The sequence below is a fragment of the Streptomyces sp. NPDC045470 genome (assembly GCF_040646595.1).
Classification (GTDB): Bacteria; Actinomycetota; Actinomycetes; order Streptomycetales; family Streptomycetaceae; genus Streptomyces.
This window is the reverse complement of the sequence record NZ_JBEZAN010000009.1, coordinates 130,876-142,157: the sequence shown is the minus strand read 5'-3', so window position 1 is coordinate 142,157 and position 11,282 is coordinate 130,876. Positions and strand designations below refer to the sequence as shown.

The 11,282-nt window shown below is 73.4% G+C and carries 12 protein-coding genes; 8 read left to right on the top strand and 4 right to left on the bottom strand.

Annotated features, from left to right (window positions below):
- Positions 1-75: 75 nt before the first annotated feature.
- Positions 76-273, bottom strand: a complete 198-nt coding sequence (locus tag AB0A97_RS24610; protein ID WP_361153702.1) for a hypothetical protein — start codon at positions 271-273, stop codon at positions 76-78.
- A 183-nt stretch (positions 274-456) separates the two neighbouring features.
- On the opposite strand from AB0A97_RS24610, the gene AB0A97_RS24605 reads away from it, so the two are divergent.
- Positions 457-807 carry a hypothetical protein gene (locus tag AB0A97_RS24605; protein WP_361153699.1) on the top strand — a complete coding sequence of 117 codons (351 nt, stop codon included), beginning with the start codon at positions 457-459 and terminating at the stop codon, positions 805-807.
- 25 nt (positions 808-832) lie between these two features.
- Here AB0A97_RS24605 and AB0A97_RS24600 read toward each other — a convergent pair whose 3' ends face one another.
- Positions 833-1,033 carry a hypothetical protein gene (locus AB0A97_RS24600; RefSeq protein ID WP_361153697.1) on the bottom strand — a complete coding sequence of 67 codons (201 nt, stop codon included), beginning with the start codon at positions 1,031-1,033 and terminating at the stop codon, positions 833-835.
- Between the two features lie 440 nt (positions 1,034-1,473).
- On the opposite strand from AB0A97_RS24600, the gene AB0A97_RS24595 reads away from it, so the two are divergent.
- The 3 genes from AB0A97_RS24595 to AB0A97_RS24585 all read left to right on the top strand — a co-directional run bounded on the left by AB0A97_RS24595 (position 1,474) and on the right by AB0A97_RS24585 (position 4,327).
- Entirely contained in the window at positions 1,474-2,742 is a 1,269-nt protein-coding gene (locus AB0A97_RS24595; protein WP_361153694.1) for a serine hydrolase domain-containing protein, read from the top strand.
- Between the two features lie 106 nt (positions 2,743-2,848).
- Positions 2,849-3,817, top strand: a complete 969-nt coding sequence (locus tag AB0A97_RS24590) for an SGNH/GDSL hydrolase family protein (protein ID WP_361153692.1) — start codon at positions 2,849-2,851, stop codon at positions 3,815-3,817.
- 96 nt (positions 3,818-3,913) lie between these two features.
- Positions 3,914-4,327, top strand: coding sequence for a YchJ family metal-binding protein (locus AB0A97_RS24585; RefSeq protein WP_361153689.1), 414 nt, complete (start codon positions 3,914-3,916; stop codon positions 4,325-4,327).
- Positions 4,328-4,404: 77 nt separating this feature from the next.
- Here the strand turns inward: AB0A97_RS24585 and AB0A97_RS24580 are convergent, their stop codons facing one another.
- Together AB0A97_RS24580 and AB0A97_RS24575 are read right to left on the bottom strand one after the other, a co-directional pair.
- The gene (locus AB0A97_RS24580) at positions 4,405-4,782 is read right to left on the bottom strand and encodes an RNA-binding S4 domain-containing protein (protein ID WP_361153686.1); all 378 of its coding nucleotides are present in this window, start codon (positions 4,780-4,782) and stop codon (positions 4,405-4,407) included.
- A gap of 66 nt (positions 4,783-4,848) precedes the next feature.
- The gene (locus tag AB0A97_RS24575; protein WP_361153684.1) at positions 4,849-5,955 is read right to left on the bottom strand and encodes a Ku protein; all 1,107 of its coding nucleotides are present in this window, start codon (positions 5,953-5,955) and stop codon (positions 4,849-4,851) included.
- 41 nt (positions 5,956-5,996) lie between these two features.
- Here AB0A97_RS24575 and ligD point away from each other — a divergent pair, with 41 nt between their 5' ends.
- The 4 genes from ligD (at position 5,997) to AB0A97_RS24555 (ending at position 11,243) form a co-directional block, all read left to right on the top strand.
- On the top strand, positions 5,997-6,884 hold the full coding sequence (ligD, locus tag AB0A97_RS24570; protein WP_361153681.1) for a non-homologous end-joining DNA ligase: 888 nt from the start codon (positions 5,997-5,999) through the stop codon (positions 6,882-6,884).
- Between the two features lie 275 nt (positions 6,885-7,159).
- Positions 7,160-7,825: a snapalysin gene (snpA, locus tag AB0A97_RS24565; protein WP_361153678.1), complete on the top strand. Its 666-nt coding sequence runs from the start codon at positions 7,160-7,162 to the stop codon at positions 7,823-7,825.
- A 513-nt stretch (positions 7,826-8,338) separates the two neighbouring features.
- Positions 8,339-9,646 (top strand): lycopene cyclase family protein, encoded by a 1,308-nt coding sequence (locus tag AB0A97_RS24560; RefSeq protein WP_361153675.1) that lies wholly within the window; start codon positions 8,339-8,341, stop codon positions 9,644-9,646.
- On the top strand, positions 9,627-11,243 hold the full coding sequence (locus tag AB0A97_RS24555) for an FAD-dependent oxidoreductase (RefSeq protein WP_361153672.1): 1,617 nt from the start codon (positions 9,627-9,629) through the stop codon (positions 11,241-11,243). Before AB0A97_RS24560 ends, AB0A97_RS24555 begins: the two co-directional genes overlap by 20 nt.
- Positions 11,244-11,282: the final 39 nt, after the last annotated feature.

Sequence of the window (11,282 nt, the reverse complement as noted above, 5' to 3'; positions counted from 1 at the left end):
CCCGGCGGACCGACCGGTACGGGCCCGCGCCGGACGGCACAGGGGCAGGGGCTCAGCCGCTCGCCGGCCCCCGCCTCACTCCCGCCGCTCCGACGACTCGTGGTCCTCCCGGGGGTCGAGCCCCAGGGCGTCGATCAGCATCGCCAGGTCCGCCGCACTCTCGGCGCGCCCCGCGAGCACCAGACGTGCCCGCCGCCGCTCCCGGTCGTGCGTACGCCGGGCCGCGTCCGGCGCCGGACCGGTGGTGTGGATGTCCTCGTCCATGCGGGCCATGATCGGTGATCGGACTCCTTCGGCGCGTGTCGGACGGGTCACTCCGGCCGGGTCTCTTCTGCGGCGCATGTCCGTGGGCCACCTTTCCTTCCGCGGTCCCCGCCCGCATTCCCCCGGCCACTGTGAGACACGACTCGGCGCGACCGCTGGCCCGGACCCGTACCCGGTTGTTAGGGAGGGAACATGAATACGGAGAACGAGAACACGACGGGAACCGACATACCGACGACGACCGACGTAACGACGACGGACGGCACACCGGTCCCCGCCGACGTGCCGCCCACCCTGACCGTGACGGCCGTCAGCACCATCGAGCCGACCGCTCCCGACGACCGCGGTTCCGACGCGTGGATGGTCATCGAGACCGCCGAACAGGGCCAGCTCCTGCTCAACCTGCCGGGTCCGCTGTCCCAGGCCGTCAAGCAGGCCACCTACCTCCCGTCGCACCTCGCGGGCGACGGCCGGCTCCCGCTGAGCCGGGAGGACAGCGCCGCCTACCGTGCGCGCGTCGCCGCCCTGGTGTCACCGAACTGAGCGGTACGCCCCGCTCGCGGCACCGCTACGGCAGATACCGTTCGATCGCCGCGGCCCCCTTCTCCTCGATGAGCTTGCGGGCCTCCTCGACCCGCTCCGGCGTCGGTTCCAGTCCCCTGGCCATGACCAGGTCCTCCGGATCGAACGGGCGCTCTCCGCCCGTGTACAGCTCCCGCAGCCTCGCCGCGCGGGCCTCGTCGGAGCCCGGAGTGCTGTCCTTGCCCATGGCGCCTCCCGAAAGATCGCTCGGGTCCGGAGAGTCCCGCCGGCCGGCAGTGCCTCCGCTGCTTCCATCATGGGGCCGGTCCGGCAGCGCCGCACGGCGTGCCGATCAGGACCGGCCCGGGACCGCGCAGGGGAGAGACGCCCGGCGGGCAGTGTCCGCCGCCGCACCCGCGCGCTCGCCGGCAGGCCGTCGGCCGCGCTGTCCGCACCCCCGTAGCAGGGCGCCCCGCTCCGCTCCGCGTTCCCGGGCTCCCCGCCGACCCTGCCGACTCCGTACCCGCGCCGTCCACCGGTGAGCTGTCCGGGCTTGTCCGGGACAGGGTCCGCACGCTTCCGGACACGGCGCCGGACGCCGCCCCGCACGGTCAACCTCCGCTGTCCCCTCGGCGTCATTGACGCCGCAGGGGGCGCGTGGCCCCTTCGGCTCCCGGAGGCTGACCGATGACGCAGCGGACCGTACGGACCGTTCTGACCGCCCTGGCCACTACTGCGGCGGTGGGCGTCCCGGGATCGGCGCCCGCGTACGCGGCGGAGCCCGCCGCGCCGGGGCACGGGCATGCGCACGGGCACGCGGCGACCCAGGAGGCGCTGCGCCGGCTGGTGGACGTGGCCGGGCTGCCCGGTGTGGCGGCCGAGGTCCGGGACGGCGGCCAGCGGTGGTTCGGTTCGGCGGGTGTCGCGGACACCGGTACGGGGCGGGCCCGCTCGGCCGACGACCGTTTCCGGGCGGCGAGCATCACCAAACCGTTCATCGCCACCGTCCTCCTCCAACTGGAGGCGGAGCGGAGACTGCGCCTGGACGACACCGTGGAGACGTGGCTGCCGGGCCTGGTGCGGGGCCGGGGGAACGACGGCCGCACGATCACCCTGCGTCAGTTGCTCCACCACACCAGCGGCCTGCCCGACTTCACCGAGGACCCGGACTTCCGGACCAACTCCTCCGGCAGCCGCTTCCCCGAACACCGCTACGACAACCACACGCCCCAGGAGCTGGTGGCCATAGCGATGACGTACCCGCCGACGTCCGCGCCGGGGACGCGGGCCCGGTACTCGAACACCAACTTCGTCCTCGCCGGCCTGGTCATCGAGAAGGTGACGGGCCGTTCGTACGCCCGGGAGGTGACACGCCGGGTCATCGAGCCGCTGAAGCTGCGCGGTACGTCGTTCCCGGGGAGCCGGGCCACCATGCCGGACCCGCACCCCGTCGCGTACACCCGGCTGCACGACCCGGCCCCCGACGCGCCGGTCCACGACGCCACCGAGCAGAACATGACCTGGCTGGGGGCGGCGGGCGACATGATCTCCACCCTCGGCGACCTCAACCGGTTCCACCGGGCCCTGCTGGGCGGCGCGTTGCTGCCTCGCGCGCAGATGACGGAACTGCTCAGCGAGGTGCCGGCGGGGGAGGGCGTCGGCTTCGGGCTCGGTGTGGAGACCGCCGTGCTGTCCTGTGGCGTACAGGTGGTCGGCAAGACCGGCAGGACCAACGGCTCGATGTCCTTCTCGCTCGGTACGCGGGACGGCGGCCACCAACTGACGTTGAACATGAACGGTGACTGGCTGACGGACGAGACGCTGTACGTGAACGTGATCGAGGCGGAGTTCTGCGGCAAGGCACCCGCATCCGCACCGGCACCCGCACTCGCACCGGCATCCGCGCCGGCCGGGCAGCGGCCGGACCTCCGGCTGCCGGCCGCCCTCTTCGGGTAGCGGTCTTCTCCCGTGGGGCGCGGTGTGCTTGGCTGGTCTGCCCGTGCCGGTTGTGCAGTGCACCTGACATGAGCCACCGGCCGTACGCGCGAACAGGGGCGGCCCGATGACCCAGCGCTGGGTGGTACCGCTGCTCGGTGTGCTGGCCCTGGCCCTGGTCGGAGCCCTCGGCTGGAGTGTCGTCTTCGCCTCCGACCCCACGGACACGCCCTCCGGCCCGCGCCCGGCCGTGACCACCCCGGCACCCGGCGGCAGCGCCACCACGCCGCCGCCGGACGGGGCGGCGCAGAGCGCGCGGCCCGGACCGCCCGCCCGCGCCGTCCCCGCGATCTACCTCGGCGACTCCTTGGCCGTGGAGAGCCAGAAGGCGCTCGCGGAACGGCTCCGCGCGACCGGCCGGGTGCAGTTGCACAGCGCGCCGCACCCCGGCACGACACTGTGCGACTACCTGACGGCCTGGCGGGGAAAGTCGCTGGTCCCCGCCGGGGACAAGGCGGCCGCACTGGTACGGACGGTGCGCCCGCGCGTCGTGATCCTCCAGTTCTGGGGAAACGCCTGGGGCTACACCCCCTGCATGGCGGGCGCCACCTACGGCACGGCGGGCTACTACGACCGGTACGCCGCCGACGCGCGGGCGCTGACCGAGGAGATCGCCACGGCCGCCCGGGCTGTCGGCCTCGCCCGCCCGAAGATCGTCTGGGCCTCCCAGGCACCCGACGCCTTCCATCCGGACCGGATACGCAGGGTGAACGCCGTCTACGCCGACCGCGCCGCCGCGTCCGGCGACCTGTACGCGGACGCGGGCCGCACGCTCAGCCCCGCCGACGACCGCTACCGGTGGACTCGCCAACTGCCCTGCGACGCCTACGAGCGCGCGCACCCCGCGTACTGCACCCACCCGGCCCCCGGCGGCGGCGTCACCGACCTGCACCGCACCGACGACGCCCTGCACTTCTGCCTGGCCCCGACCACCACCACACCCCGCCCGTGCCCCGTACGGTCGCCGGGCATCGACCGCTTCGCACGCGCCGTGACGGCCACGGTCGACGGCTGGCTGCGGAGCACGGCCGGCTGACGAGAGAGCTGTGCGAGACAGGCGGGAGAGCCGGGTGCGGGGCAGCTCAAGGGGGGTACCGGTCGTGCGGCCTCCCGTAACGGTCACAATCTAGGAGTGTCCAAGAACCACGCGCGCCGACGAACGGCGATCGACCCCTCCGCCCCCTGCCCCTGCGGACTCCAGGCGTCCTACGGAGAGTGCTGCGCCCGCTTCCACCAGGGACAGGCGGCCGCCCCCACCGCCGAGCGGCTGATGCGCTCGCGCTACAGCGCCTTCGCGGCCGGTGACGCACCGTACCTGCTGCGCACCTGGCACCCCGCGACCCGCCCGGCGGACCTGGACTTCGAGCCGAAGCAGCGGTGGACGCGACTGGAGATCGTCGCCACGACGGGCGGCAGCGCCTTCCACAGCGAAGGCACCGTCCGGTTCCGGGCGCACTACACGCTGAACGGAGAGCCCGGCGTCCAGGAGGAGAACAGCCGCTTCGTGCGGGACGAGGGCGCCTGGGTGTACCTGAGCGAGCTGTGAGCGCGCCGGGCGGCCGTACGGGAAGCCACTGAGCCCTCCCGTACCGCTGCCCGGCGGCGCATCCGTCCCCGCCGGGCTCAGCGGCTGCCGCGCAACTGCTCCAGCTCGCGCCGGTCGCGCTTGGTGGGCCGCCCGGCGCCGCGGTCGCGGTGACCGACCGCGGCGATCTCCTCACGGGGCGGCGGCGGGGGACTGTTGTCGACGAAGCACTCCGCGGCGACCGCGGCGCCGACCCGCTTGCGCACCAGGCGCGAGACCACCACGACGCGCTCGCGCCCGGCGTGCCGCAGCCGGACCTCGTCGCCCGGCCGCACCGCCTGGGCGGCCTTAGCCCGCTCCCCGTTGACCCGTACATGTCCGCCACGGCAGGCCGTCGCGGCCGCCGAACGCGTCTTGGTCAGCCGGACGGACCAGATCCAGCTGTCGACGCGCACCGTTCCCTCGTCTGAAGCCATGCACCGACCTTAAGGCCACCGGGGGCCGCCGGAGGACCCCTGTCGGAACCGCTCGCGCGGGGTGTCTCAGGCCGACGCCTTCTTCCCGCTCCGCTTGGCGCTGCTCTTCTTCGCGGCGGACTTGGCCGTGGACGGCTTCGCCGCGGTCTTCTTGCCGCCCGAGCCGCCGTTCCCGGCCGTCTTCTTCGTGCCGGAACCGCCCGACGCCTTGCCGGAAGCGGTCTTCTTGGCGGCCGGTCCGGACGTCTTACGGGCCGCTGCCGTCTTCTTGGCGCCGCTGCCGGACGCGGCCTTCGCCGCGGTCTTCTTCGCCGTCTTGCGGCTCCCGATCGGCGTGACCGACGCCGACTCCTCGTCCTGCTCCGCCTCGGCCCCGCCGCCCCCGCCCTCCCCGCGCGATTCGCGCGCCGCGCGGACGCTGTTCTCCAGCGCGGCCATCAGGTCGATGACCTTGCCGCCGGCGCCGGGCGCGGCCCGGGGAGCGGTCGGCTCGCCGCCCTCCAGCTTCGCGGAGACCAGCTCCTCGACGGCCTCCCGGTAGTCGTCGTGCAGCTCGGACTCGTCCAGGTCGCCGAGCGAGTCCATCAGGGTCTCGGCGAGGGTCAGCTCGTTCTCCCGGATCTCGACCTTGTCGCTCGGGGCGACGGTGCGCGCCGAGCGGACCTGGTCCGGCCAGAGCAGGGTGTGCATGGCGATCGCCCCGTCGTGCGACCGGAGCATGGCCAGCGTCTCCCGCCCGTGCATGGCGACCTTGCCGATCGCGACCTTCTCCTGGTGCTCCAGCGCGTCCCGCAGCAGGGCGTACGGCTTGGCGGCGGCGACGCCGTTGGGCCCCAGGAAGTAGGACTTGTCGAACTGGAGCGGGTCGATCTCGTCCGCGCCCACGAAGGCCAGGATGGTCAGGGTCTTGGTCGTCGGCAGCGGCAGCTTGGCCAGGTCCTCGTCGGTGATCGGCACGATCGTGTCGTCCGCGGCCTGGTAGCCCTTGCCGACCTCCTCGTTGGGGACCTCCTCGCCGTCCAGCTCGCACACCTTGCGGTAGTGGATCCGGCCGCCGTCCTTCTCGTGGATGCGGACGAACGAGACGGAGGCGGTGCGCTCGGTCGCGCTGTAGGTCTTCACGGGGATGCTGACCAGCCCGAAGGAGATAGACCCGTTCCAAACAGATCGCATGTCTCATCCTTGCCGTGGCATTTGTATGGGATGGTCATCGTATGTCGCCAATCACCGTCGTGGAGGGGCGGCGGCTGTCGCTCACCAACCTGGACAAGGTCCTGTATCCGCGGACCGGCACCACCAAGGGCGAGCTGCTGCACTACTACGCCACCACCGCGGGCGCCCTCCTCGCCCACGTCCACGACCGGCCCGTCTCCTTCCTGCGGTATCCCGACGGGCCCGACGGCCAGCAGTTCTTCACCAAGAACGTGCCGCCCGGGACGCCCGCATGGGTGAAGACCACCGAGGTGCCCGGCAGCACGGCGAAGTCCCGGCAGCAGGTGCTGGTCCGCGACGTACCGACCCTGATGTGGGCCGCCAACCTCGTCGTCGAGCTGCACACCCCGCAGTGGACCGCCGCCGCGCCCCGCATCGCCGACCGCCTGGTGTTCGACCTCGACCCGGGGGAGCCGGCCACGATCGTGGAGTGCTGCGGGGTGGCCCGGTGGCTGCGCGAGCGCCTGGCGGCCGACGGCCTCAACGTCTACGCGAAGACCAGCGGCTCGAAGGGCCTGCACATCCTCGTGCCGATCGAGCCGACACCCTCGGACGACGTCACGGCGTACGCCAAGGCGATCGCCGTCGAGGCGGAGCAAACCCTGCCCGGCCATGTCGTGCACCGGATGACCAAGGCCCTGCGGCCGGGCAAGGTCTTCATCGACTTCTCGCAGAACTCGGCCTCCAAGACCACCGCCGCTCCCTACACGGTGCGCGCCCGCGAGCTGCCGACCGTCTCCGCCCCCGTGACCTGGGACGAGATCGAGGCCTGTACGGACCCGGAGCAGCTCACGTTCCTCTTCGACGCCGTCGCCGAGCGCCGTGAGCGCCACGGCGACCTGCTCGCGCCCCTGCTCAACCTCAATCGGGCGCGCCCGCTGCCCTGCTGACGTCCGGGCCCGCGCCCGCGTCGAACGCGTACGGAATACGTCATTCGACGTAGCCGGTGATGACATGGGCAGGTGCCACATTCCCATGCCAACGGTGTGAACGGCGCCTTCGCCCTGTCATGAACCTTGGGTGACAAGGGAGTTGCGCCCGCCCGCGCACCCGGACACCCGGGGCGATGTCACGGCACTATCACCAAAAGCTGTCATCCGCAGCGGACCTTGATTCCTTCACAATCCCGGTACCAAATCCCTCCCACGGATGACGAGGTTCCCCCGTGAGACCCACCCGTACGGTCCTCACCGCCGTGCTCGGCCTCGGTCTGGCCGCCTCCCTCGGTACCGTCCCCGCCACCGCCGCCTCCGCGCCGGCCGCCCCCTCCGGCGCGAGCGTCTCCACCCCGGCCTCCATAGCCAAGTACACCGGCTCGGCCGAGGAGTCCGCGGCCAACAAGGCGTTCTTCCAGGCTGTCATGAAGGCAGCCGCCGCCAAGCGCGCGGCGACGCCCGGCGTCAAGGCCGTCACCGTCACGTACAACGCGAGCAGCGCCCCCACCTTCCGCAGCCAGATAGCGCGCAGCACGCAGATCTGGAACAGCTCGGTGAACAACGTGAAGCTCCAGGAAGGCTCCAGGGGAGACTTCTCGTACCGGGAGGGCAACGACCCCCGCGGCTCCTACGCGAGCACCGACGGCCACGGCCGGGGCTACATCTTCCTCGACTACCGGCAGAACCAGCAGTACAACTCGACCCGCGTGGTGGCCCACGAGACGGGTCACGTCCTCGGCCTGCCCGACCACTACTCGGGCCCGTGCAGCGAGCTGATGTCGGGTGGCGGCCCCGGCCCCTCCTGCCAGAACACCAACCCGAACGCGCAGGAGCGCGCCCGGGTGGACGCCCTGTGGCGCAACGGCCTGGTGGCGCAGCTCGCCCCGGTCTCCTGACCCCTGACCTGCTGATCTCCTGATCTGCTGACGACTGCCGCGCGGCGGGGACCGGCCCCTGCCGCGCGGCAGACGCATGCGTACGGGACGTACGGGCGTACGGACGGCCGGGTGCACCGGGTGTGACCGGCGGGGAGCGATATGCGTCACAACGATCTGATTTGGTGTAGAGGGCATCGATGCTTTATCGTTCAATTGATCACGGGCCGTGCGGACCCTTCGTCGATTCGTCGACGATGACCGGTGTCCCCGCCCGTTCCGGACCGCCCCGGCCAGCTCCCCCCGTCTGGCCGGGGCTTTCTCCGTTTCCGTACGGACGCCCCGGGCCCGCCGCCGCGCGTGTCACGGACCGGCCGCCGCCCGGCCGGCGTGGTAAGGATCATGACGAAGATCCCCGGCCCGGAGCCGGCGGTCGGAAGGCGGCCCCGGGGCCGGTGGAACCCGGCCGGGCGGGCACCCGCAGACGTGACGGACCCGTCGGTGCGGTGCCGGGCGGTACGGGAGGGAGTCGGCGTGTACGACACGGAGGTGGCCGTCGTGGGCGGCGGCGCCGCGGGACTCTCCCTCGCCCACCGGCTCTGCGCCCCGCCGCCCGGTGCCCGCTGCCCCCAGGTGACCGTCGTGGACGCGCCACCGGGACCGCTCAGGCCCCCCGAACGCACCTGGTGCTACTGGGAGCGGCCGGACGGCGAGTACGACGGCGTGCTGGCGGCCTCCTGGGACCGGCTCCGCGTCCACGGGACCGACGGAGCGCCGCTGACCGGGCGCCCGGCACCGCTGCGGTACAAAATGCTGCGCTCCGGCGCGTTCGAGGAACTGGTCGGTGACCGGCTCGCGGACACCCCCTCGGCACGCCGGGTGACGGCCGTCGTGGACGACGTGCGTACGCTGCCGGGCGGCGCCGAGGTCCGCGGTACGACGGCGGAGGGCGCCCCCGTACGGCTCCGGGCCCGCTGGGTCTTCGACTCCCGGCCGCTGCCCGCCCTGCCGCCCGCCCGCACCACCCTGCTCCAGCACTTCCACGGCTGGTTCGTCCGCACCGAACGGCCCGAGTTCGACCCCGCGACCGCCGACCTGATGGACTTCCGCACCCCACAGCCGGACCACGGGCTCTCCTTCGGCTACGTCCTCCCGCTCGGCCCGCACGAGGCGTTGGTCGAGTACACCGAATTCTCCGCCGCCCCGCTCGACGAGGCCGCCTACCACCGTGCGCTGCGCCACTACCTCACGGAGGTCCGCCCGCTCGGCCCGTACCGGATCACCGCCTCCGAACAGGGCGTCATCCCGATGACCGACGCGCGCTTCCCCCGCGGCGCGGGGCCCGGCGTCTTCCGGATCGGTGCCGCGGGCGGCGCCACCCGGCCGTCGACCGGCTACACCTTCGCCGCCGTCCAGCGCCAGACCCGGGCCATCGCCGCCGCCTTCCACCGGGGCCGCGCCCCGGCCCCGCCGCCTCCGCACACCGCGCGCTCCCGGCTGATGGACGCCGTCCTGCTGCGCGCCCTCGACCGCGGACGCATCGACGGCGCCGACTTCTTCACCGGGCTGTTCCGCGGCGTACCGATGGAACGGCTGCTGCGCTTCCTGGACGGCGGCACCCGGCTGCGCGAGGACCTGTCGATCGGTCTGCACACCCCCGTCCTGCCCATGCTGCGCACCGTGGCCGAGCTGCCGGGGCTGCGCCGCCGTCCGTCCGTACGCCCGGCCCGTACGGAGAGCGGCACGCCGAAGACCGCACCGGCCGTCGCCCCGACCCCCGCGCCGGACACCGCCCCGGCCCCGCACAGGAACGGACCGTCCGATGACGACCCTCCCGGATGAAGCCGCCCCGGCCGTACTCCCGGCCGCCGCCCGGCGTCCCCCCACCGCGCCGCGCCGGGGCCGGGACCGGCGCGCCCGTGTCGTGCCGCCGGCGCCGGGCCGGGCGAGGATCACCGGCGAGGCACCGCACGCCGCGGTGATCGGCGGCGGCATCGCCGGACTGGCCGCGGCCACCGGACTCGCCGAACGGGGCGTCCGGGTCACGCTGTACGAGCGGGAACCGGGGCTCGGCGGCCGGCTCGCCGGACGGCCGGTCCGCCTCGCCGACGGCTCCGGGGCGACCATGACCCGCGGCTTCCACGCCTTCTTCCGCCAGTACTACAACCTGCGCGGACTGCTGCGGCGCGCCGACCCGGCGCTGGCCGCGCTCACCGGGCTGCCCGACTATCCGCTGCGCCACAGCAGCGGCCTCCAGGACAGCTTCGCCCACGTCCCGCGCACACCCCCGTGGAGCGCCGTCGGCTTCGCCGCGCTCAGCCCGACGTTCACCCTGCGCGAGATGGCCCGGATGAACCCGCGCGCCGCCCTGCCGTTGCTCGACGTACGGACCCCCGGCGTGTACGAGCGCCTGGACGGCGTCAGCGCGCGCCAACTGCTGGACCGCATCCGCTTTCCCGAGGCCGCGCACCACCTGGCGTTCGAGGTGTTCTCCCGCAGCTTCTTCGCCGACCCCGGGGAACTGTCGGCCGCCGAGATGGCCCTGATGTTCCACATCTACTTCCTCGGCTCCAGCGAAGGGCTGCTGTTCGACGTCCCCGGCGAGCCGTTCCCGCAGGCACTCTGGGAACCGCTGGGACGTTACCTGACCGGGCACGGCGTCACCCTCCGGACCGGATGCGCGGTGGAGTCCGTGGAGTCCGGCCCGGGCAGTGCGGGGGTGACCGTACGAGGCGGCCACGGCGCTACGCGCCACGACGCGGTCGTGCTCGCCCTCGACGTGACCGGGCTGCGCCGCCTGGTCGCCGCCTCACCGGGGCTGGGCGACCCGCGATGGCGCGCACGGATGTCGCGGCTGCGTACCGCACCGCCGTTCCTCGTCTCCCGGCTCTGGCTCGACCGCCCGGTGGCCCCTGACCGGCCCGGTTTCCTCGGCACCAGCGGCTACGGCCCGCTCGACAACGTCAGCGTGCTGGAGCGCTGGGAAGGGGAGGCGGCCCGGTGGGCCTCCCGTAACGGCGGCTCGGTGGTGGAACTGCACGCGTACGCGCTCGCCACGGACACCGCCCGGCAGGCGCAACAGGACCGGCTGATCGGCCAACTCCGGCGCGTCTACCCGGAGACGGGCCGGGCGAAGGCCGTCGACGCCCGGCACGAGTGGCACGCGGACTGCCCCCTGTTCCCGGTGGGCGGCTATCACGACCGTCCCACCGTACGCACCCCCGACCCGGCCGTGACGGTCGCCGGCGACCTCGTACGCACCGACCTGCCGGTGGCCCTGATGGAACGCGCGGCCACCACGGGCTTCCTCGCCGCCAACACCCTGCTGGAGCGGTGGGGCGTGCGCGGCCAGACCCTGTGGACGGTCCCGGACCGCGGCCGCTCGGCGGTGCTGCGCGGACTGGCGCGACTGCTGGGCGGGGGGAGAGGGAGACCGTGAACTCGGCAGCGTCCGGTGCCGGAGCGGACCGAAGACGCC